Origin of the sequence: Paraburkholderia sp. J11-2 (assembly GCF_905220185.1) — a bacterium.
GTDB lineage: Bacteria > Pseudomonadota > Gammaproteobacteria > Burkholderiales > Burkholderiaceae > Paraburkholderia.
The window spans coordinates 12810-34866 of record NZ_CAJMYY010000040.1 but is presented as its reverse complement, the minus strand read 5'-3'; the positions used below and the strand labels follow the sequence as shown (position 1 = coordinate 34866).

Here is a 22057-nt window from a genome sequence, read left to right as displayed (position 1 = left end):
TGAAATCATTCGATAACAACGGACAACGAAGCAATATGAAAATTTCCATGATGCGCGCGCCGCTGCGCGCCGCCGCCTTCTCGCTCGCGCTTGCGGGCATGCTGCCGCTCGCCGCGCACGCCGCGTCGATCACGCTCTACAACGCGCAGCACGAGCAGGTCGTGAACCAGCTTGCGAAGGACTTCGGGCAGCAAACCGGCATCGACGTGAAGATCCGCAGCGGCGAAGGCCCGGCGCTTGCGGCGCAGCTCGTCGCCGAAGGCGAGAAGACGCCCGCCGACGTCTACTTCACCGAGAATTCGCCGGAATTGATGCTACTTGAAGAAAAGGGCCTGCTCGCTCCCGTCCAGCAAGCCACTCTCGCAGTCGTGCCCGCACGCTTTAACTCGCCGCAAGGACAATGGGTCGGCGTGACCGCGCGCGAGAACGTGCTCGCGTACAACACGGTCAAAGTGCAGCCCGCGCAATTGCCGAAATCGATTTTCGATCTGGCGAAGCCCGAATGGAAAGGCAAGGTTGGCATCGCGCCGAGCGACGCCGACTTCCTGCCGCTCGTGGATGCCGTGCTCGCCGTGAAGGGCGAAGCCGCAACGCTCGAATGGCTCAAGGGCCTGAAGACCAACTCGCAGATCTTCGACGACGATGAAGGCGTGGTTGCTGCCGTGAACCGTGGCGCCGTCGCCACCGGCATCATCAACAACTACTACTGGGACCGCCTGCACGCCGAGATCGGCGACAAGAAGACCCAAAGCGCCGTCGCGCACTTCGCCGATGGCGACGTGGGCGCGCTCGTCAACGTTTCGGGCGCCGCCGTGATGAAGTCCGCGCACAATGTGGACGGTGCGCAGAAGTTCCTCGCCTACCTCGTGAGCGAACGCGCGCAGAAGCTGATGGCGCAGAACCATATCAGCTACGAGTACCCGCTGCGGCCCGGCGTGGCGAGCGATCCCATCAACAAGCCGTTCGACCAGCTGAAGCCGCCCGCGCTGACCATCCAGCAGCTCGGCGACGACAGCCAGGCAGGCAAGCTGCTGCGCCAGGCCGGCCTGCTGTAAACCGTATGGAGTTCGAAGCAAGATCGTGAGCGAAGCAGTCACTACGGCGCAGGCCGTACCCGAGGCTCATCAAGTGGATGTCGCGGCTGGCCCTCCCCAACGCGCGCGACGGCGGGCGCCGCGCGCGCTCTTTGCCGCCGCCGCGCTCGGCCCGCTGCTGGTGCTGCTGCCGCTCGCGCTGACGTTCTGGCGCGCACTCTCCTTTGGTCTGGCGGACGCCGCCGAGTTGATCTTCCGGCCGCTGGTGGGCGAGTTGCTCGTCAACACGCTCTCGATCACCGTTTCGGCCACGCTCGCCAGCGCCGCGCTCGGCACAGCGGTGGCGTGGCTCGTCGAGCGCACCGACGTGCCCGGGCGGCGCGCGTGGGCGCTCCTCGCCGCCGCGCCGCTCGCCATGCCCGCGTTCGTCACGAGCTACGCGTGGGTCTCGCTGAGCCTCGATTTGCAGGACTTTCTCGGCGCGTTCATCGTCATCACGACGGCGTACTTCCCGCTCGTCTATTTGCCCGTGGCCGCCGCGCTGCGCGGCCTCGACCCCGCGCTCGAAGAATCGGCGCGCGCGCTCGGCTGCAACCGCTGGGCCGTTTTCGTGCGTGTCGTGTTGCCGCAATTGCGGCCTGCGCTGTTCGGCTCGATGCTGCTCGTTGCGCTCGGCGTGCTCTCCGAATTCGGCGCGTTCACGCTGCTGCGCTTTCGCACGTTCACCACCGAGATCTACGCGGAATACCGCACGAGCTTCGATGGCGGCGGCGCCTCGCTGCTGGCCTGTGTGCTGATCCTGCTCTGTCTCGTGTGTCTCGTGCTCGAGTTTCGCGTGCGCGGGCGCTCGCGCTACGAGCGCGTGGATCGCGGCGCGCGCCGCGCGAGCGTGCGCCATGCGCTCGGCCGCTGGCGCTGGCCCGTTGCGGCGGGTTTCGTCGCGCTCAATGTGGCGACGCTCGGCGTGCCGCTCGCGATGATCGGCTACTGGCTCACGCAGCCGGGCGCGGCCGCGATCACACCCGCCGATGTCTCGCCGGAGTTGCTGGTTTCGACCACGTTCGCCTCGCTGCGCCTCGGCCTCACCGCCGCGTTTTTCACCGTACTGCTCGCGCTGCCGCTCGCGTATCTGCTTGCGCGCTATCCCGGCCGCGCCGCCACGTTTCTCGAACGCACGGCCTTCATCGCGCAGGGCGTGCCCAGTCTCGTCATCGCGCTGGCCATCGTCTCGCTCGCCGTGCGCGCGCTCGAACCGCTTTATCAGGGCACCACGCTGCTGATTACGGCGTACGCGATCCTCTGCCTGCCCCTTGCGCTCGTGAGCGTGCGCGCGGCGCTCATGCAGGCGCAACAGCGCCTCGAAGATACGGCGCGCGCACTTGGCCTCGGCTGGTTCGCGACGCTGCGCCGCGTCGTGCTGCCGCTCGCGGGCCCAGGCCTTGGCGCAGCCGCTTCGATGGTGTTCATCTCGGTGGTCACCGAACTCAACGCCACGCTGCTGCTCGCGCCGATCGGCACACACACGCTCGCCACGCAGGTCTGGACCGACACTTCGACGCTCGCCTTCGCGGCCGCCGCACCCTATGCCGCACTGCTCACCGCGCTTTCGCTCGCCGCTTCGGGCCTGCTGTTCGCGTTTGCAGGCCGCTCCGCGCTCGCGGGCCATGCACCCGTGACCCTGTCGGTCGATACGGCCAACGCGCCCTCCCACGACGTCTGAGACCATGAGCACACTTCGCATTTCCGGCCTGCAGAAGGCCTTCGACGGCCATCCGGTTCTGCACGGCATCGACCTTTCCGTGCGTTCGGGTTCGCTCGTCGCGCTGCTCGGGCCTTCGGGCAGTGGCAAAACCACGCTGCTGCGCGTGCTGTGCGGCTTCGAGCGCGCCGACGCCGGCACGATCGAAATCGACGGCCGCCGCGTGGCCGGCGACCGGCTGCATTTGCCGACCGAGCAGCGTCATATCGGCTATGTGCCGCAGGAAGGCGCGCTCTTTCCGCACCTCACGGTCGCCGAGAACATCGTGTTCGGCCTGCCGCGCGCGCAGCGCCGCGCACGTCATCGCGTGGCCGAATTGCTCGAACTCGTCGGTCTTCCGGAATCCTATGCATCGCGCGCGCCGCAACAGCTGTCGGGCGGCCAGCAGCAGCGTGTGGCGCTCGCCCGCGCACTTGCGCCGTCGCCCGGCCTTGTGATGCTCGACGAGCCGTTCTCATCGCTCGACGCCGCGCTGCGCGTCGAAACGCGCGAAGCCGTGGCGCGCGCGCTCGCCGCCGCCGGCGCGACCGCCGTGCTCGTCACGCACGACCAGGCCGAGGCGCTCTCGCTCGGCCACGAGGTCGCCGTGCTGTGGCGCGGAAGACTGCTGCAAAGCGGGCCGCCGCAAATGCTCTATCGCCGCCCGGCCACGCGCGAACTCGCGGCCTTCATCGGCGAAGCGGTGCTGCTGCCGGGTACGGTGGCCAACGGGTTCGCGCATTGCGTGCTCGGCACGCTGCCGATCCAGCAAGACCAGTATGGCGCAGAAGGCGCCGTGGACGTCATGCTGCGCCCAGAGCAGATCGACGTGCTGCCCGAAGCCGCCCAGCGCGACGGCGCGCTCGATGCGGTGGTAAGCGCCATCACTTTCCAGGGCCAGGACGCCGCGCTCACGCTGCAACTGATCGATGCGCCCGCAACGGTGCGTGCGCGCGTGCCCGGCTATCGCACGCCACGCGAAGGCGAGCGCGTGCGGCTCGCGGTGGGCGGCGAAGTGAGCGTCTACCCGCGCTGACGCGGCACCGAAAGGTCCTGCACCATCTGCTGCGCGAGGTAGTCGCACGTCGGGCGATTCGATTTGACGCTGCGCGCTACCACGATCTCCAGCGGCTCAATCTTTGGCAGGCCCTGCGCCTCGCCGAGAATCGCGAAACGCGACGGCACGCTGCAACGCGTGAGCGCGACGATCGCGATGCCCGCCTCCACCGTCGCCGTCAAACCCATCAAACTCGCGCTGCTATACGCGGCGCGGTAGCGGATGTGGGCGGCATCGAGCGCCGCCACGGTATGCGCACGCGCCACGCTGCCATGCTCGTAGAGCCCCACCGGCAGCGGCGACATGGCGAGCGGCGCGGGGTCGGTGGCGGACCCCACCCACACCATCTCCTCGGCCCGCACGAATTCGCCGCGCATCTTGCGGTCGCGCGTGACGAACGCGATGTCGATCTTGTTGTCCGCGAGCATCGGCCCAAGCGCTACGCTCTGCGCGCAGACGATCTCGATCTCCACGTGCGGATAGAGGGTCGAAAAGCGCCGCAGCACCGGCGAAAGCAGCGACGCCATGTAGTCGTCGGGCGCGCCGAGCACCACGCGCCCCGTCACCTCGGGCCGCACCAGCGCCGCCCATGCCTCTTCCTGCAAATCGAGCGCGCGCCGCGCATATTCGAGCAGCGTGTTGCCGGGCCGCGTGAGCGCGAGATTGCGCGTGTCGCGCGTGAACAGCGTGGTGCCGAGCATCTGCTCGAGCCGCTTGATCTGCATGCTCACGGCCGCCTGCGAGCGATGCACGGCTACGGCGCCCTTCGTGAAGCTGCCCGCGTCCGCCACGGCGGCGAAGGTGCGCAACAAATCGATGTCGAATTCGGGGTTCATACGCGGGGCGCGTCAGGCAAAGAATGGCCTGCGGTGACCATTCATAAGCTGCGTTGATGGAATTCTTCAATTTAATTCGTTTGCCCGCGCCCCGCAACTGGCGAATACTGACATGTCCCCAACCCGCTTTCGATTCCCCCGCTCCGGCCATGCAATCCGAACATCACGGCAACCGCCAGCAAGGCGTCCTCATGCTCGCGGGCGGCGGCCTCCTGATGGGCACGATCGGCGTGTTCGTCGAAGAGGCACGCCTCGGCGCGCTCACGCTCGTGTTCTTCCGCTGCTTTTTCGGCATGCTCGCGCTCGCCGCGTACTGCGCCTACAAGGGCTGGCTCTCGCCGCGGCAGTTCACGCGCCGCACGCTCGCGCTCGCGGTGATCTCTGGCGTGCTGATGGTCACGCAGTGGGTGGCCTTCTTCGACGCGATCCATCGCACGAGCATCGCCGTTTCAACGGTCGTGTTCCATGTGCAGCCGTTCTGGGTCGTGCTGATGGGTGCGGCGCTCTTTCACGAGCGGCTCGGCGCCGACCGGCTGGGCTGGATCGGCATTGCATTCGTGGGGCTCGTGCTCGCTTCCGGCGTGCTTGCGGAAACCCATGTGGCCGACCGCACGAGCTACATGATCGGCATTGGCGAGTCGCTGGGCGGCTCGGTGCTCTATGCGAGCGTCACGCTCATCGCCAAGAGCCTGCGCAACTTTCGCCCGCATCTGCTGACGCTTACGCAATGCGTGGTGGGTTCGGTGTGCCTGCCGCTCATCGCGCCGTTTTTTGCTCCGCTCGAACTCGCGCATATCTCGGCCACGCAATGGGGCTGGCTCGTGGGCATGGGCGTGCTGCACACGGGGCTTTCGTACGTGCTGATCTACGGCGCGCTGCCGATGCTGACCACGCCCGTGATCGCCGTGCTGTTGTTCGTGTATCCGCTCACCGCGATCGCCGTCGATGCGATCGTCTACGGCCGCGCGCTGAGCGTGCCGCAGCTTGCGGGTATGGTTCTGATCGTGGCGGCGAGCCTCGGCGTCAATCTCGGCTGGCGCCTGTTGCCGCCGAGGCTCGTGAAGGCGCGGCGCTGATCAACGCGCCGCACTGAGGTTACGAAGGCAGCGTTTGACCCTTCGTTTCCGGCGCAAACGGAATGATCAGGAGTCCGAGCACGAAGGCCAGCGCCGTGAGCGCAACCGGCACGCCAAGCGTGTGCATGCGCAGCACTGCGGCGCCAAGCAGGAAGTTCACGCCCGCACCCACGAAGCGGCCAAACGACGTGCAGAACGCGAACGCCGTGGCGCGCACGCGCGTTTCGAACTGTTCGGGCAGCCAGAGGCTGAAGAGCGCGAAGTTGCCGCCAAAGAAGCCCAGTACGAAGAGCAGCGCGATGAACGGCACGAGCCCGTTCTCCAGGTAGAACGCCCAGCCGAAGCTTGCCGCGATCGTCACAGCCATGCCCGCGAAATAGACGGCGAGCGTCCATCGGCGGCCGATTCGCTCGGCCATGGGCGGCAACGCGAGGCAACCAAGAATCGTACCGATCGACAGGATGCCCGTGGCGATCGAAGCCGTGCGGATCGCCTCGGCCTTGTTCGCACCCGCCTTCGTGGCAAGCTGGATCACGGCGGACGGTTCATAGACCGCGCCTGCCCACAAGCCGATGATCGCGATGGTCAGCAACGCGCACGCCACCACGGTGCGCTGACGATAGAGGTCGCCGAAGATTTCACGCAGCGGACGGCCCCGATGCACATGGCTCGCCTCCGACTTCTGCCACTTCGCCGGTTCCTCCACGCGCGTGAGCACGAGAATCGCCACCACCACCGGCACCGCGCCCGTGAGGAACATGGCACGCCAGCCGAAATGCACGCCGACCGTGTAATTGAGCGCGGCCGCAATGAAGAAGCCAGCGTAATAGCCGGTCTGCAGATAGCCCGCGCCCATCTTGCGGCGGTCTTCGGGCCACGATTCGGCCACGTAAGTGCCCGCGAGCGCCCACTCCCCACCTATGCCCACGCCCGCCAGAAAGCGATAAAAGCCGAGCGACCATACGCTCTGCGCGGTGGCCGCAAGTCCCGTGAAGATCGCAAACATGAAGATGGTGCCGGCCAGCACGCGCGTGCGGCCGAAGCGGTCGGCGAGCGGCCCCCAGATGAACGACAGGCCCCAGCCCACGAGGAAGAGCGCGAACAGGATCGAGCCGGCAAGCCCGATGTTCGCCGCACTCGCCTCATAGCCCGAGCGCGGCAACAGCTCCGTAAGCGCGGGCGTGAGCACGAGGGCGTAGATGAACGAGTCCATCCCGTCGAGCGTCCAGCCTGCCCAGGCGCCCCAGAAACCGGCGATCTGCGACCGGTTGAGCGGTGTCTTGGTGCGAGTTCGCCCCGCGGACCCGGTAATCGAATTCATGATGCTCCTCTCTCCTTTGATGCCTCGCCAGCACGCGCAGCAGGATGCGCACGCGCGCCGCGAAACGCGGAAATGCAGGCCGCGACAGTGCCGGCCGTGTTCAGGAACTCCCTGTAAGCCCCCGTTCTTCTTACCCGTCTATAGTGAATCTGGTGTTTCCGTGTTGCGGGTTTTCGAGGCTTTCGCCTTGGTCGTTTTATATATAATATGTGATCTCATGAGCGACGCAACGAATGGTTTTCCCCTGGAAGGCGCAGCCGCGCCCCGCACCAGCACCTCGCGCATGATCGCCGACGCCTTGCGCAGCGCGATCGTCGAGGGCAAGCTCGCGCCCGACGCGCCGCTGCGTCAGGACGCGATCGCGCGGCATTTTTCGGTCAGCGCAATCCCCGTGCGCGAGGCGCTGCGCCAGCTCGCGAGCGAAGGCTGGGCGAAGATCGAGGTGAACAAGGGCGCGAGCGTGGCCTCGCTTTCCGCCGACGAAGCGCGCGAGATCTACGAGATCCGCTCCGCACTCGAAAGCCTCGCGCTCGGCCTCGCCATTCCGAATCACACGAGCGCGACGCTGCGCGAAGTGACGGCGCTGGCCGCCGCCGCGAAACGCGAACGCGATCCGTCGCTCTACGTCGCGCGCAACGAGGCGTTTCACATGAGCCTCTACGCGCCTGCCGGCCGCCCCCAGTTGATGGAGATGCTCACCGCGCTGCATCGCCGCGGAGAACGCTATCTGCGCCTGAAATTCGGCTTTCCCGAATACAAGGGTGAATCCGATAGTGAGCACACCGAAATTCTTGCCGCCGTGAAGCGCGGCGACGTGCCCACCGCGCAAAAGCTCGTGGCCGAGCACCTGCTCGGCACGGGCGAACTCATCTACCGTTTCCTGACCGAGCGCGCCGCGCTTCCTGCAGTGGCAACCTCGGTGGCAACTTCAGTGCCGCCTTCGGCACACACTGCCGCCGCCAAGCCGCGCGCCGCCTCTTCCCGCTCACGGAGCCGAACTGCCGATGAAGCCTCAAGCTGATACGCCAACCTCGCCTGACCTCGCGCCACGCTCGTGGACTACGCGCCGGGACGAAAAGGCCCGCCGCCTCGCCGCCATTTCCGGCTGGCTCGAAGACGGCGTCCTGCCCGCCTCCCGCATGACCGATGCGCTCGAACTGCTGATCCGTCCAGGTGACCGCGTCGCGCTGGAAGGCGACAACCAGAAGCAGGCCGACTTCCTCTCGCGCTCGCTAGCAAAGGCCGATCCGGCCAAGGTCAACAACGTTCATCTGCTGATTTCGAGCATCAGCCGTCCCGAGCATCTCACGCTGTTCGAACGCGGCATTGCGCACCGGGTGGACTTCGCGTTCGCGGGGCCGCAGAGCCTGCGCGTCGCGCAGTTGCTCGAAGACGGCCAGCTCGAAGTGGGCGCGATCCATACCTATGTGGAGCTGTATGCGCGCATGTTCGTGGACCTGATTCCCCAGGTCGCGCTGCTGTGCGCCGAAAAGGCCGACCGTCATGGCAATCTCTATACCGGCCCGAATACCGAAGACACGCCCACTATCGCCGAGGCTGCCGCATTCAGCCAGGGCATCGTGATCGTTCAGGTGAACGAAATCGTCGATGAACTGCCGCGCGTGGACATTCCCGGCTCGTGGGTCGACGTGGTCGTGCAGGCCGACCGCCCGTTCGCGGTCGAGCCACTCTTTACGCGCGACCCGCGTCACATTGGCGACTTGCAGGTGCTCACCGCGATGATGGTCATCAAGGGCATTTACGCGCCCTATGGCATCACTGCGCTCAATCACGGCATTGGCTTCGACACCGCCGCGATCGAATTGCTGCTGCCCACGTATGGCGAGTCGCTCGGTCTCAAGGGCAAGATCTGCCGCAACTGGACCCTCAATCCGCACCCCACGCTGATTCCCGCCATCGAGTCGGGCTGGGTGGAAAGCGTGCATTGCTTCGGCAGCGAAGTGGGCATGGAAGCGTATATCGCCGCGCGCCCCGATGTGTTCTTCACCGGCAGCGACGGCAGCCTGCGCTCGAACCGCGTGTTGTGCCAGCTCGCGGGGCAATACGCCGTGGATCTCTTCATCGGCTCGACGCTGCAGATCGACGCGGACGCGAATTCCTCCACCGTCACGCGCGGGCGGCTCGCGGGCTTTGGCGGCGCGCCGAACATGGGCCACGATCCGCGCGGGCGGCGCCATGCGAGCGAAGCGTGGCTCAAGCTGCTCAAGGACAACGGACCCGTTTCGCGCGGCCAAAAGCTCGTCGTGCAACTGGCGGAAACCTGGAAGAAAGGCGGCGAGCCGACTTTCGTGGACGAACTCGACGCCATCGCCGTGGGCCAGAAGAGCGGCATGCCCGTCGCGCCCGTCATGATCTACGGCGACGATGTCAGCCACGTCGTGACCGAAGAGGGCATTGCGCACCTGCATCGCGCAGAGGGCATCGACGAGCGCCGCGCCGCGCTCGCGGCCGTGGCGGGCGTGACGCCCATCGGCCTGCGCGCGCAGCAGCAGAAAACCGACGAACTGCGCCGCCGCGGCATTGTGCAGTTTCCCGAGGACCTCGGCATTCTGCGCGGCGAGGCCAAGCGCTCGCTGCTCGCGGCGCGCAGCATCGACGATCTGGTCACGTGGTCGGGCGGACTCTACACGCCGCCTGCGCGTTTCCGCAGCTGGTAAGCGGCGATGCGCACGCTTCCTTCTACCGTGCTTGCCGAGGGCTCGGCGGGCCTTGCGCGGCGCGTTGCCTACGCTGACGCTTCGCAAGCGCCCTGCTCCGAAGCGCTGCTCGCACGCCTGGCCCGCGACGCGCTGATCGAAGAGGCGCGCCTCACGCCGAAGCCCGCGCTCGTGGACGCACGCGGCAGTGGCGCGCACAACGATCTCGATCTCTCCACCATGCTGCGCTCGGCGCACGCGCTCGAACCCACGTTCGAAGCGCTCGCGCGCGCTTCGCGCGGGGCCACGCCGGGCGTGACATTGCGCACCGATCTCGCGCGCATCGGCCGCGCCGGCGAAGCCGCGATGATGCGCGCGACGCAAGGCAGCAATGCACATCGCGGCGCGATCTGGATCGTCGGGCTGCTCGTGGCCGGCGCGGCGATCGTGCATACACCGCAAGGCAGCGACAGCGCGTGGGCGCATGCCGCACATATCTGCGAGACAGCTGCGCAGATCTCGCGCTACGACGACCTGCTCGCACAACCCGTGCAAAGCAACGGGGAACGCGTGCGCCAGCGCTACAACGTGGGCGGTGCACGCAGCGAAGCGCAAGAAGGCTTTCCGCACGTCGCGCGCGTGGGCCTGCCCGCGCTGCAGGCCGCTCGCGCGCAAGGCCACGACGAAGCCCACGCGCGCGTGGACGCCTTGCTCGCGATCATGGCCTCGCTCGACGACACCTGCGTGCTGCACCGCGCGGGACTCGCCGGGCGCGAGGCCGCGCAAGCGGGCGCGCAGCGCGTGCGCGATGCGGGTGGCGTCGCCACGCAAGCCGGCCGTGCCGCGTTCGACGCGCTAGAACGCGCGCTGCTCGCACTCAACGCATCGCCGGGTGGTGCGGCCGATCTGCTCGCCGCGACGCTTTTCATCGACAAACTGGTTCAGCACCGCATGGGCGGAAGGACGGTTTCATGGAACAACTGACATTCGACTATCCGGCGCAACGCGCCGTGACGACGCGCGCTCACGTGGGCGTGGTGGGCTCGGGCGATCTCGAGGTGCTGCTGCAGCCCGCAAGCGACATGCAGGCGCGCGTGGTCGTGCATACGAGCGTGGACGGCTACAGCCACATCTGGAAGAGCGTGCTCGACCGCTTCTTCACGCGCTATGACGGCGCGGCGCTCATCGAGATCAACGACTTCGGCGCCACGCCCGGCGTGGTGGCGCTGCGGCTCGCAGAAGCCGTAGAGGCGGCACAGGGAGCGCAGTCATGAGCAGCGCTAATCAACTGACGCCCGGTGCGCTGCTGCGCGAGAGCTTCATCGAATTGAGCGCGCGCGAACGCGCGAGCGCTGTGCTGGACGCGGGCACGTTTCGCGAACTGCTCGGGCCGTTCGACCGTATCGAATCGCCGTGGCTGCCGCTGCAGGGCATCGTCTGCCAGGCCGACGACGGCGCGGTGATCGCGCGCGGCACGATCGACGGCCAGCCCGCCGTGGTGGCCGCAATCGAATCGGCCTTCCAGGGCGGCAGTATCGGCGAAGTGTCGGGCAGCAAGATCGCCGCCGCACTCGAACTGGCGCTCGCCGACTGCGAGCGCGGCAAGATCATGCGGCCCGTCATCCTGTTCGAAACCGGCGGCGTGCGCCTGCAGGAAGCGAATCTCGGCCTCGCGGTGATTGCGGAGATCCAGTCGGCCATCGTCGCGTTGCGCAAGCACGTTCCCGTGGTTGGCGTGATCGCGGGCATGGTGGGCTGTTTTGGCGGCATGTCGCTCGCGGCTGCGCTATGTTCGACGCTCGTCATGACGAAGCAAGGCCGCCTCGGCATGAATGGTCCGGAGGTGATCGAGCAGGAAGCCGGCATCGAGGAACTCGATTCGAGCGACCGCCGCCAGGTGTGGCAATTGATCGGCGGAGAGCAGCGTGCAGAGACGGGTTTCGCCGATGCGCTCGTCGACGATGCCGTGGACGATGTGCGCGCCGCCGTGCGCGCGGCGTTTGCACAAGGCGCGCCACACACGCCGCGATCGGCGAATGTCGACGGCACGCTCGCGAAGCTCGCGCAGATCGATCCCGCCAGCGTCACCCCCGAAACGATGCGTGCGGTGTTTACCGCTTCGCCCCTGAACCTGAGCGGAGAAAACGCATGAACGATACGACGACGAGCCGCGGCGCACGCTGGCTGCGCGCCCTCGCGGGCGCGGAAACGCAAGGCGCATGCGTGCAATATGCCGATGCGCCGCTCGACGACGAGGCCGCGCGCTTCATCACCGTTGTGCCCGATCCTGCGAACCGTTTCCCGCGCGCACGCGACAACGTGGTGGGCCTCGAACAAGGCTGGCTTCTCGCGAAGGCCGTGCGCGAAGCGATTGCCGAAGACGCCGCAAGCGGCAAGCGCCGCCCCATCATCGCCATCGTCGATGTGAAGAGTCAGGCCTATGGCTATCGCGAGGAGATGCTCGGCATTCACCTGGCCTGCGCCTCCGCCGTGGACGCCTATGCGAGCGCGCGGCTCGCCGGGCATCCCGTGGTGGCGCTGATCGTCGGGCCCGCGATGTCGGGTGCGTTCCTCGCCCATGGCTACCAGGCCAATCGAATCGTCGCGCTCGACGCGCCCGGTACGATGGTGCACGCCATGGGCAAGGAAGCCGCGGCGCGCGTGACGCGGCGCAGCGTGGAGGACCTCGACGCACTCGGCGAAAAGATCGTGCCGATGTCGTATTCGATGGCGTCGTTTGCGAAGCTCGGTCTGCTCGACGAACTGATCGAGGGCGTCGACGCAGACGCGCCCAGCGACGCGCAGATCGCTCGCGTGCGCGATGTGCTTGCGCAGAAGGTGCGCGAAGCGCGCGGCGACAAGAGCGGTCTCGCGCATCGGTTGCAGGGCGAGTCGGCGCAGCGGACGCGCGCGGCGTCGATCGAGGTGCGCAAGCGCCTCGCGCAACAGTGGGACGCTAGCTGATGCGCGTGTGCGCCGCCCCGCCGTTCGCTGCTGATGCGCCACGTGGGGACGACGCGCGCTGGCGCCCGCACGACCTGCTGTGCGTCGCGCGTCTCGCGCACGGCGACAATGAACCGGATTGGGTGCGCGGCGCGCTTGCTCGCGCGCCTTGGGTTGTCGTGCGGCGCACATGCGCGGCGGAGGGCTTCGTGGCCGTGGGTGTGCGCGGCGGCGTGCGTTCGGAACGTTTCGGAACGTGGGTCAATATTGAGGATATCGAATCATATTCGAGCCCAGAGCATCTTCTCGACGTTGATCCCCTGCGCGCACGGCGCGCGCTGCCTGCGTTCATCGCGCTAGCAACCCTGCGCACCTCCGCCGCGCCGTTGCGCAATCATGTTTGGGGCCCAACGGGCAGCGCCGGTTTCGAGCTCGCCACGGGCGTGCCCACCCTCACGGCCTCGAGCGATCTCGACATCCTGATTCGCCTGCCGCAACGCATCTCGCGTGCGGCGATCGACTCGCTCGCGCAAGCCCTCGCACAAGCCGCCAGCCGCGGCGGCACGCGCATCGACGCGCAACTCGAAACGCCCGCGGGCGGCGTCGCGCTCGCCGAACTCGCGGCGCACAAGCCACGCGTGCTGGCGCGCGCTTCGAGCGGCGCGCAACTCGTCGCCGACCCTTGGCACACGCCATGACGCTCGCCCTGCTCTTTCCCGGCCAGGGCGCTCAAAGCACAGGCTTCCTCCACAAACTGCCGCAGCACGACGCGGTGCGGGCCACGCTCGACGAGGCGTCGGCTGCACTTGGCTTCGACGTCCTCACGCTCGATAGCGACGACGCCTTGCGCTCCACGGTCGCCGTTCAGATCGGCCTCACGGTCGCGGGCGTCGCCGTCGCACGCGCGCTCGCGCAAGAAGGCCTCGCGCCGCAGTTCAGCGCCGGGCTCTCCGTGGGCGCGTATGCGGCCGCCGTAAGCTGCGAGGCCCTGGCGTTCGGCGACGCGCTGCATATGGTGCGCAAACGCGCCGAGCTGATGGAAAGCGCGTGGCCCTCGGGCTATGGCCTCACGGCCATTGCCGGATTGAGCGAGACTCAGGTGGAAACGCTCGCGGGCGCGTATGCGCGTGAGGGCGGCGAGCAGGTGTACGTGGCGAACGTCAACGCGCCGCGCCAGATCGTCGTGGCGGGCGCCGATGCCGCCCTCGAAACCTTCGCGGCCCGCGCGCTCGCCGCCGGCGCGCGCAAGGCGCAACGGCTGGCAGTAGCTGTTCCTTCGCATTGCGAACTATTGGCCGATGCTGCAGAGACGCTCGCCGAGTGGGCGCGAGACATACCGTTTCGCGCGCCGCGTGGCGTCTACGTGGACAATCGCGGCGGCCGGCCGCTCTACAGCGCCGACGCGATCCGCGCCGATCTCGCCACCAACATGCGCTACACGGTGCGCTGGTACGACGCGCTCACGGTCATGATCGAGTCGGGCGCCAGCGTGCTGGTAGAGGCGCCCCCCGGCCAGGTGCTCACAGACATCGCCCGTGAGCAGTATCCCGAAGTGGCGGCGCTCGCAGGCTCAGGTTTGCCGTTGGAGCGGCTCGTCGCGATCGTGCGGCGGCGGCTAGGCGACGACGCCTGAAAGCCATGCCAACGCCGACCACGGCGTTTATGCGCATAAATTCTTATTTTCTTTTAAACGCGAAGCCGCGCGCCGAACAGTCGTCGCCGCGTCGAAAATCGGCAATTGATCACCCATCCAACACGATCTCGCAGCCTACTTCCGCAAACCGGGCGTTACCACGCGAAACGTGAGGTTGACGCGCTCGCCAGTCACGGCAGGCTCTTTCGGCACGCGATGCCGCCACTGCGCCTGTGTCTTGCCCTGCATCACGAGCAGACTGCCGCTCGTCAGCTGGAAAGAGCGCACCACGCCCGTCGCGTTGTGACGCAAGTCGAAGCGCCGTGTCGCGCCGAGGCTCAGCGAAGCGATCACCGGTTCGGGGCCGAGTTCGGGTTCGTGGTCCGCGTGCCAGCCCATGCTGTCGGTGCCCATGCGGTAGCGGTTGAGCAGCACGCTGTTAAAGCGCACGCCGCAAAGCGCAGAAATGGCGTCGCGCAGTTCGGCGACCTGGCGCGTCCACGGCTGGGGAATATTTCGGATGCCTGAATAGATGTATACCGCACCCTCGTCGCCCTGCCAGGCGGTGAGGCGTGGCTGGTCCACCCAGCCGCCGGGCGTGCGAATGCGTTCCTGACGCCAGTCGGCCTCGGCAATGATGCGCGCGAGCGCCTCGGCGGCCGCGCGAGGCGCGAGCCATGACGGATGCCACGCCACGTCGGGGGCCGGCGTATCGTCGAAAAGATCGAACATCGAGAATGCTTGAATCGAGCGGGAAACGTGCAGTTTCGCATGGCGCGGTCCCCGCCGCCGTGCGCCCTCGCTTCCCGCAGGATAGCGAATCAGGTGAGCAGCGCGACGTAGAAAACCACCGCGCCAATGAGCGCGCCGACGAAGCAGAAGCCTTCTGCCGGCTCATCGGTGGTGCGAGATCGCAGCCAGGCCCCCAGCACGCCGAACATGCCCGCAATACCGAGCGCGACGAACACCATCACGACGTCGAACAACGCGCTTCGGCCAATATCGATGATATCGATGTGCTTGACCGCGATATACAGCGCGATGGCCATGATCGAGAGCCCAACCATCGGCAGCATGACATGGCTGCCCTCGTGCCCGACGTGACGACCATGCAACCCTTCGTGCAGCCCATGTGTGACTGGCCGGATGCCTTTCATGATCCGTCTCCCCCAGAGCGCCCGAAACAGCGCGGGCCTCATTTCGAGCATAGTCCATCGCAGAGGCCGATTCAATGGACGTTTAATAGAGTGTGCCCGGCCCCACGAGAACATAGTGCGACGACTGCGATCGCCCTGGCAATCCAGGGAAATGCCGCACTGCCACACGCGTAAGAGACCAAGCGCCAACGCCGATGCATACACGCATGCATGTATGTTGAAGCGATATCGATGCGATGTTGACGGGCCGGTTCATGACGCATCGCGGCATGCGCAGCCACTCACCGCCGCCGCCTGGCGGCACGAAGTCTGCTGCGCCGGTAGAATGCAACGCAGCTACCTGCGCTGCTCCGTTCGCCGGGTTTTCGGCCGGGCCTCGTTGGTCTGGCTTCACGCCGGTCCGCTCCCATCCGTTCGCGCCGCCATGCCCCGACTCTCGTTTCTGGTTCGCTTCATCGCCATTGGCGTGCTGCTGCACGCTTATGTCGGCTTTCGCCTGATTCCCGACCTGCCCGTGCCCGCCGCCGGCAAATGGCTCGCCGTGCTGTGGCTCGTCCTGTCGGTGCTGTTCATCCCGCCTGGCTTGCTCGCGCGGCGCTTCAAGCGCCAGCCGCTCGGCGACCGCCTCGCCTGGATCGGCATGCTCGCCATGGGCTTCTTCTCGTCGCTGCTCATGCTGACGATCGCGCGCGACATCGTGCTCGCCTCGGCCATGACCGTGGAAGCCCTGTGGCCCCACGCCATCGATCTCGCCGGCTGGCGCATCGTGAGCGCCGCCGCCGTGATCGCGCTTGCGTTCCTCACTACCGGGTTCGGCTTCTTCAACGCGCGGCGGCGCGCGCGCGTGCGCAACGTCGAGGTGCCGATTCGCGGCCTGCCCGCCGCGCTCGACGGCTTCACCATCGTGCAGTTGAGCGATATCCACGTCGGGCCGACGATCAAGCACGGCTATGTCGACGCAATCGTGCGCGCCGTGAACCAGCTCGACGCCGACGTGGTCGCCATTACGGGCGACGTGGTCGACGGCAGCGTGGCGCATCTCGCCAGGCACACCGCGCCGCTCGGCCAGCTCCATGCGCATCACGGCGTGTATCTCGTGACCGGCAACCACGAGTACTACTCGGGCGCGGACGCGTGGATTGCCGAGTTCCGCCGCATCGGCCTCACGGTGCTGATGAATCAGCACGTGGTGATCGAGCATGGCGGCGCGCGGCTCGTGCTGGCCGGCGTGACCGACTTCACGGGCGGCCAGTTCGATCCCGCGCACCGCAGCGATCCGGCGGCGGCGCTGCGCGACGCGCCCGCCGACGTCAACACGCGCGTGCTGCTCGCGCACCAGCCGCGCACGGCCCACGCCGCCGCCGACGCGGGCTTCACGCTGCAACTCTCCGGCCACACGCACGGCGGCCAGATCTTCCCGTGGAATTTCCTCGTGCGGCTGCAGCAGCCGTTCACAGCGGGCCTCGAAAAGCTCGGCAGCCTATGGGTCTACACCAGCCGCGGCACGGGCTACTGGGGGCCGCCCAAGCGCCTTGGCGCGCCTTCGGAAATCACGCAGGTACGGCTCGTGGGCGCCAGGTAAAAGCCGCCGGGCACGCTGCGCCCCACGGCCTGCATGGTCTTGCCGGTATCATCCGGCGATGCCGCCGTTCGTCCGCCAGAACGCTTTAACCGGAATTCATCGCACATGGAAGGCAACAAGCACCTTCACCAGACATCGTTCTATTTGCTGCTGTTCGCAGTGTCGATTGCGCTGTGCTTCATTCTTGCGCCGTTCTTCAGCACGGTGCTTTGGGGCGCCATACTCGCGCTGATCTTCCAGCCGGTGCAGCGCCGGCTCGTCGCGCGCCTCGGGCGGCGGCGCAATCTCGCCGCGCTCATCACGCTCGCGATCTGTCTCGTCATCGTGATCTTTCCGCTCACGCTCGTGACGGCCACGCTGGTGCAGCAGGTCGCCTCGGCGTATCAGCAGGTGCGCGGCGGCAGTCTCGACGTCGGCGCGTACTTCACGCAGATCGTTCATGCCCTGCCCGAGTCGATTCAGAACCTGCTCGCGCGCTACGACCTCATGGATCTGCCGGGGCTGCAGCAGCGCCTTTCGGCGGGCGCCGCGCAGATCAGCCAGTTCGTCGCCACGCGCGCGCTTTCCTTCGGGCAGAACACGCTGCAGTTTCTGGTGAGCTTCGGCGTGATGCTCTATCTGTTCTTCTTCCTCGTGCGCGACGGCCGCGAAATATCGCGGCTCGTGCGCGACGCCATTCCGCTCGACGAGCAGCACAAGCTGCATCTCATGCGCAAGTTCACGACGGTGATCCGCGCCACGGTCAAGGGCAACGTGGCTGTGGCGGTCGTGCAAGGCGGTCTGGGCGGCATCGCGCTGTGGGTGCTCGGCATTCAGGGCGCGTTGCTGTGGGGCTTCGTGATGATGCTGCTCTCGCTGTTGCCCGCCGTGGGCGCAGCGCTCGTGTGGGGGCCCATTGCGATCTACTTCCTCTCCACGGGGGCGGTAGCGAAGGGCGTCGGGCTCATCGTCTTCGGCTCCGTCGTGATCGGCACCGTGGACAACGTGCTGCGGCCCGTGCTCGTAGGCAAGGACACGCGCCTGCCCGACTGGGTCGTGCTGATCTCGACGCTCGGCGGCATCTCGCTCATCGGCATCAACGGCTTCGTGATCGGGCCGCTCATTGCCGCGCTCTTCATCAGTTGCTGGGACTTGCTGCGCAAAGACCAGCACAACATCGAAAACGAGAGCGCGCCCGTGGAAGACGAGCCCGTGTAAGCGCCGCTAGAGGACAGCTTCAGAGCAACGTCAGGGCGAGACGTGCAGCGGCACACCGGCGCGGCCCTGGCGCGAGAGACCGGCAACGGGTGCTTCGGGCGCTTCGACGCCGTCCACGGCCACCGAAAACCCGAACGTGTTGACGCCGTCCGCACTGCGCACGAACACCGTGCCGCCGTGCATTTCCGCCACGGCCTTGACGATCGAAAGCCCGAGCCCGTGATTTTCGTGGCTGTTCGAGCGCGCTTCCTGTATGCGGTAGAAGCGGTCGAAAATATGCTCGCGCGTCACGGGGTCGAGCGGCTCGCCGGGATTCGAAACGGCGATCTCGACATGACCGCTCTGCGGCGCGACCGTAACGCGCAGCGTCGTGCCGGGCTGCGAATGCTGGATCGCGTTGACGAACAGATTGCTCACGGCGCGGCCAATCAGCGACGTATTCACCCATGCGCGCGCGTCGCCCTGCACTTCCACGCGCAGTTGCGCCTCTTCGAGCGGCATTTCCAGAAAATCGAGCATGCGTTCGATCTCCGAGCGCAACGACACTTCTGCCAGGTCCGTCGCGCGTTCGCCGCGGTCGCTGCGCGAGAGGAACAACATGTCGTTCACGATCACACGCAATCGTTCGAATTCCTCAAGATTCGATTGCAGCGTCTGTTGCAGCTGCTCGACCGAACGGTCGCGCGTGAGCGCCACCTGGGTCTGCCCGATCAGGATGCTCACCGGCGTGCGCAACTCGTGCGCCACGTCGGCGTTGAACGATTCGAGGCGCTCGTAGGCCTTGTCGAGACGCTCCAGCGCACCATTAAACGACGTGGCGAGTTCGTGCAATTCCTCGGGCAGCTCGTCAGAATGCAGCCGTTGGCGCCGGTTCGACGGGCTCAGTTGCGCGGCCTCGCGCGAGAGGCGCGTGAGCGGCGCGAGCCCGAAGCGCGTGACCGCGCGGCTCAGCAACGCGACCGCGATGGTGGAGAGCGCGATCAGCACGCCGAGCGCAATGCCAAAGCGCCGCAACATGCCTTCGGTGCGCACGCAGTCGCTGCCGACCACGAGTTTCACCTGGGGCCGGTCGCCGCTCGCGGGCACGATAAAGGTCGTCGTGATGATGTCGTAGCTGCAATCGGGCGGACGCACGAGCACATGGTTCGGTCCGACGTTACCCGTGACCTTGCCGACGATGGGCGTGCCGAAACGAAAGCGCGGATCGGGGCCTTCGACGTAGTAGTGCATGCGGCTGTCCGCAGGCGAGAGGTCGCGCAGCTTTTCCTGCACGAAGGCCCACTTCTGCACGTCCGGTGCGTGCGAGACGATCAGGCTCGCAATGCGCGCGCGCGTATCGAGCGTTTCGCGCAACTCGTTGAAGAGCTGGCGCTGCATCAGGAAGAAGAGACCCGCGCCCGTGAGCGTGAACACGATGAGCGACACCGCTGCGAACATCGCCGAAAGCCGCAGCGAGATCGAGCGTTTCATGACGTCTGGCCTCCTTCCTCGCGCACTTCGAGCACGTAGCCCATGCCGCGTATGGTGTGCAGCAGCTTCGCAGCATGCGGGCCGTCGAGCTTGGCGCGCAGCCGCTTGATCGCCGTTTCCACCACATTCGCGTTGCTTTCGAAATTCACGTCCCACACCAGCTCGGTGATCAGCGTCTTGGAAAGAATTTCGCCGCGCCGCCGCGCGAGCACCGAAAGCAACTGGAATTCCTTCGCTGTGAGATCGAGACGCACGCCGTCGCGCGTCGCGCGGCGGCTGATGAGGTCCACCTGCAGATCGCCCACCGAAATCAGCGTGGATTCCTGTGTGCGTGCGCGCCGCGTGAGCGCGCGCAGCCGCTCGACGAGTTCGAGAAATGAGAACGGCTTCGTGAGATAGTCGTCGGCGCCGTCGCGCAGGCCGTGCACGCGGTCATCCACGCGGTCGCGCGCGGTGAGCATGATGACCGGCGTGTCCTTCTTCGTGCGCACGGCGCGCAGCACGCCGAAGCCGTCGAGCTTCGGCAGCATGACGTCGAGCACGATCACGTCGAAGTCGTATTCCGTGGCCATCCACGCGCCTTCCTCGCCGTCCATGGCGACGTCCACGACCCAGCCCTGTTCCGTGAGTCCGCTGCGCAAATAGTCCACGACCTTGCGCTCGTCTTCGATAACCAATACTTTCATGCCCGCCCTCCTCTTCGCGCGCTGCCCTGGCGGTTCCGGCCGCTGCGGCTCGTGACCGCCGTTGCGCGCTGTTATATACCCTGGTGCCGGGCTCGCTCAAGCCCGCTTATATGCCCCGCTTTCAGTCCTTGCATACCGCTTAGCCTCTACCCTCGGCCTTCGGCACTTCGCGGCACGTACCCGCGCTGCATGCCATCTCGCGGTCGCCGGCGCTCCAGCCGCCGCCCAGCGCCTTGGCGAGAAACACCACGGTGGCGACCTGCTGGCCCTGAATCTGCACCTCCTGGCGCTCGCTGGTGAGCAACTGCTGCTCCGCGTTGAGCACGTCGATGAACGCCACGAGGCCGCCCTGATAGCGGTCGTTGGCGAGATCGAAGGACTTGCGTGCGTCGTCCACGGCCGCCTGGCCATCGGTCGATGCGCGCTCGAGCACCGAAAGGCCCGTTACCGCATTTTGCACCTCCTGGAACGCGGTGAGCACGGTCTGACGATAAGTCGCCTGCGCCGACTCGTAGCCGGCCTGCGCGAAATCCACGCCCGCCGCGCGCTTGCCGCCGTCGAACAGCACCTCGCTGGCCGTCGCGCCCACCGACCACATCAGGCTCGGTACGGAAAACAGGCCACCAAAGCGCGTCGATTCCCAACCGAACGTGGGCGAAAGCGTGATGTCCGGGAAATACGCGGAGCGCGCGACGCCGATCTGCGCATTGGCCGCGGCCATCGCACGCTCGGCCGAAGCCACGTCGGGGCGCCGCTGCAGCAGCTCGCTCGGCAGGCCCGTGGGAAGCGCCGGCACCGGGAGCGTCGTGACCTTCTGCGCAATCGCGAACTCGGGCGCCGCCCGGCCGACCAGCACGGCAATGGCGTTCTGCTCCTGCTGGCGCTGATTTTCGAGCAAATGCACCTGGGTCAGCGTCGCGGCGAGCTGCGCTTTTTGCTGCAGCAGCTCGAGGCCCGAAACCGCGCCGAGATCGTGCTGCGCGGTCACGAAATCGAGCGCCTTTTGCTGCAGTTGCGCCGAGCGGTTCACCACGTCGATCTCATTGTCGAGTTCCCGCATGGCGAAGTAGTCGGTGGCGAGTTCGGCGGTGAGCACGAGACGTGCGTTGGCGAGATCGTCGCCGGCCTGCTGCGTCGAAGCCTGCGCCGACTCGACCATGCGCCGGATGCGCCCGAACAGATCCAGCTCGTAGCTCACGGTCGCGCCAACGGTGACCTGGTTCTGCACGGTCGACGTGTTGGGCGTGGCGTAGTTCGTGAGCGGCCGGTTCGCGGAAATGCGCTCGCGCGCGAGGCCCGCGTCGAGGCCGACCTGCGGGCTTTGCTGCGACGACACCGAAGCGAGCGTGGCGCGCGCCTGAGCGTAGTGCGCGGCGGCCACGCGCAGCGTCTGGTTCTCGGCGAGCGCGGCGGTTTCCAGACCGTCCAGCTCGGGGTTGTCGAAGGCCTTCCACCATTGTGGATCGAGCGGCGCATGCGAAGGCTGCGCCGCGTGCCAGTATGAATCGGCGGAATCGACGCGCCACGCCGTCGGGCTCTGCGTTTGCGGGGCGTGGTAGTCGGGGCCCACGGTGCAGGCCGCGAGACCGATCGCGCCGAGCGCCGTGAAGTAAGCGCGCGGACGTGGCAGCACGGTTTGCCGCGCGTTTTGCCGCGTTTTTGGCCACATC

21 protein-coding genes are annotated in these 22057 nt (G+C 66.9%); 14 read left to right on the top strand and 7 right to left on the bottom strand.

The window, feature by feature from the left end; genetic code table 11:
• The first annotated feature begins 35 nt into the window (after positions 1–35).
• The 3 genes from U5A57_RS37065 (at position 36) to U5A57_RS37055 (ending at position 3808) form a co-directional block, all read left to right on the top strand.
• Complete coding sequence (locus tag U5A57_RS37065; RefSeq protein ID WP_415774703.1) at positions 36–1055, top strand: iron ABC transporter substrate-binding protein; 1020 nt, start codon at positions 36–38, stop codon at positions 1053–1055.
• Between the two features lie 73 nt (positions 1056–1128).
• Positions 1129–2754, top strand: a complete 1626-nt coding sequence (locus U5A57_RS37060) for an iron ABC transporter permease (protein ID WP_321916900.1) — start codon at positions 1129–1131, stop codon at positions 2752–2754.
• 4 nt (positions 2755–2758) lie between these two features.
• Positions 2759–3808, top strand: coding sequence for an ABC transporter ATP-binding protein (locus U5A57_RS37055; RefSeq protein ID WP_321916846.1), 1050 nt, complete (start codon positions 2759–2761; stop codon positions 3806–3808).
• On the opposite strand, the gene U5A57_RS37050 is transcribed toward U5A57_RS37055, so the two are convergent.
• A complete protein-coding gene (locus U5A57_RS37050; protein WP_158759449.1) occupies positions 3796–4665 on the bottom strand; it encodes a LysR family transcriptional regulator in 870 nt (289 codons plus the stop codon). The genes U5A57_RS37055 and U5A57_RS37050 overlap by 13 nt on opposite strands.
• A 149-nt stretch (positions 4666–4814) precedes the next feature.
• Here U5A57_RS37050 and U5A57_RS37045 point away from each other — a divergent pair, with 149 nt between their 5' ends.
• A complete protein-coding gene (locus tag U5A57_RS37045) occupies positions 4815–5741 on the top strand; it encodes a DMT family transporter (protein WP_321916843.1) in 927 nt (308 codons plus the stop codon).
• A 19-nt stretch (positions 5742–5760) separates the two neighbouring features.
• On the opposite strand, the gene U5A57_RS37040 is transcribed toward U5A57_RS37045, so the two are convergent.
• The gene (locus U5A57_RS37040; protein WP_321916842.1) at positions 5761–7062 is read right to left on the bottom strand and encodes an MFS transporter; all 1302 of its coding nucleotides are present in this window, start codon (positions 7060–7062) and stop codon (positions 5761–5763) included.
• A gap of 217 nt (positions 7063–7279) precedes the next feature.
• Here U5A57_RS37040 and U5A57_RS37035 point away from each other — a divergent pair, with 217 nt between their 5' ends.
• Genes U5A57_RS37035 through mdcH form a run of 8 tightly spaced genes read left to right on the top strand, consistent with a single transcriptional unit; the run spans position 7280 to position 14295 of the window.
• On the top strand, positions 7280–8083 hold the full coding sequence (locus U5A57_RS37035; protein WP_321916898.1) for a GntR family transcriptional regulator: 804 nt from the start codon (positions 7280–7282) through the stop codon (positions 8081–8083).
• Complete coding sequence (mdcA, locus tag U5A57_RS37030) at positions 8067–9740, top strand: malonate decarboxylase subunit alpha (RefSeq protein ID WP_321916840.1); 1674 nt, start codon at positions 8067–8069, stop codon at positions 9738–9740. The genes U5A57_RS37035 and mdcA overlap by 17 nt, the downstream gene beginning before the upstream one ends.
• A gap of 6 nt (positions 9741–9746) precedes the next feature.
• Positions 9747–10703 carry a triphosphoribosyl-dephospho-CoA synthase gene (locus U5A57_RS37025; RefSeq protein WP_321916838.1) on the top strand — a complete coding sequence of 319 codons (957 nt, stop codon included), beginning with the start codon at positions 9747–9749 and terminating at the stop codon, positions 10701–10703.
• Positions 10691–10993 (top strand): malonate decarboxylase subunit delta, encoded by a 303-nt coding sequence (locus U5A57_RS37020; RefSeq protein WP_321916836.1) that lies wholly within the window; start codon positions 10691–10693, stop codon positions 10991–10993. Before U5A57_RS37025 ends, U5A57_RS37020 begins: the two co-directional genes overlap by 13 nt.
• Positions 10990–11871: a biotin-independent malonate decarboxylase subunit beta gene (locus tag U5A57_RS37015; RefSeq protein WP_321916834.1), complete on the top strand. Its 882-nt coding sequence runs from the start codon at positions 10990–10992 to the stop codon at positions 11869–11871. Before U5A57_RS37020 ends, U5A57_RS37015 begins: the two co-directional genes overlap by 4 nt.
• Positions 11868–12683 carry a biotin-independent malonate decarboxylase subunit gamma gene (mdcE, locus tag U5A57_RS37010; protein ID WP_321916832.1) on the top strand — a complete coding sequence of 272 codons (816 nt, stop codon included), beginning with the start codon at positions 11868–11870 and terminating at the stop codon, positions 12681–12683. Before U5A57_RS37015 ends, mdcE begins: the two co-directional genes overlap by 4 nt.
• Positions 12683–13360: a malonate decarboxylase holo-ACP synthase gene (locus U5A57_RS37005; RefSeq protein WP_321916830.1), complete on the top strand. Its 678-nt coding sequence runs from the start codon at positions 12683–12685 to the stop codon at positions 13358–13360. Before mdcE ends, U5A57_RS37005 begins: the two co-directional genes overlap by 1 nt.
• Complete coding sequence (gene mdcH, locus U5A57_RS37000; protein WP_321916828.1) at positions 13357–14295, top strand: malonate decarboxylase subunit epsilon; 939 nt, start codon at positions 13357–13359, stop codon at positions 14293–14295. The genes U5A57_RS37005 and mdcH overlap by 4 nt, the downstream gene beginning before the upstream one ends.
• Before the next feature lie 135 nt (positions 14296–14430).
• On the opposite strand, the gene U5A57_RS36995 is transcribed toward mdcH, so the two are convergent.
• Both U5A57_RS36995 and U5A57_RS36990 read right to left on the bottom strand, forming a co-directional pair.
• On the bottom strand, positions 14431–15027 hold the full coding sequence (locus tag U5A57_RS36995; RefSeq protein WP_321916824.1) for an alpha-ketoglutarate-dependent dioxygenase AlkB family protein: 597 nt from the start codon (positions 15025–15027) through the stop codon (positions 14431–14433).
• A gap of 89 nt (positions 15028–15116) precedes the next feature.
• Positions 15117–15452 carry a hypothetical protein gene (locus U5A57_RS36990; protein WP_321916822.1) on the bottom strand — a complete coding sequence of 112 codons (336 nt, stop codon included), beginning with the start codon at positions 15450–15452 and terminating at the stop codon, positions 15117–15119.
• Positions 15453–15876: 424 nt separating this feature from the next.
• On the opposite strand from U5A57_RS36990, the gene U5A57_RS36985 reads away from it, so the two are divergent.
• Both U5A57_RS36985 and U5A57_RS36980 read left to right on the top strand, forming a co-directional pair.
• On the top strand, positions 15877–17034 hold the full coding sequence (locus U5A57_RS36985) for a metallophosphoesterase (protein WP_321916820.1): 1158 nt from the start codon (positions 15877–15879) through the stop codon (positions 17032–17034).
• A 105-nt stretch (positions 17035–17139) separates the two neighbouring features.
• Positions 17140–18231 carry an AI-2E family transporter gene (locus U5A57_RS36980; protein ID WP_321916818.1) on the top strand — a complete coding sequence of 364 codons (1092 nt, stop codon included), beginning with the start codon at positions 17140–17142 and terminating at the stop codon, positions 18229–18231.
• 30 nt (positions 18232–18261) lie between these two features.
• Here the strand turns inward: U5A57_RS36980 and U5A57_RS36975 are convergent, their stop codons facing one another.
• From U5A57_RS36975 to U5A57_RS36965, 3 genes are all read right to left on the bottom strand, one after another.
• Complete coding sequence (locus tag U5A57_RS36975) at positions 18262–19701, bottom strand: heavy metal sensor histidine kinase (protein WP_321916816.1); 1440 nt, start codon at positions 19699–19701, stop codon at positions 18262–18264.
• On the bottom strand, positions 19698–20387 hold the full coding sequence (locus U5A57_RS36970; protein WP_042265081.1) for a heavy metal response regulator transcription factor: 690 nt from the start codon (positions 20385–20387) through the stop codon (positions 19698–19700). The genes U5A57_RS36975 and U5A57_RS36970 overlap by 4 nt, the downstream gene beginning before the upstream one ends.
• 139 nt (positions 20388–20526) lie before the next feature.
• Positions 20527–22056: an efflux transporter outer membrane subunit gene (locus U5A57_RS36965; protein WP_321916896.1), complete on the bottom strand. Its 1530-nt coding sequence runs from the start codon at positions 22054–22056 to the stop codon at positions 20527–20529.
• Position 22057 lies beyond the last annotated feature (1 nt).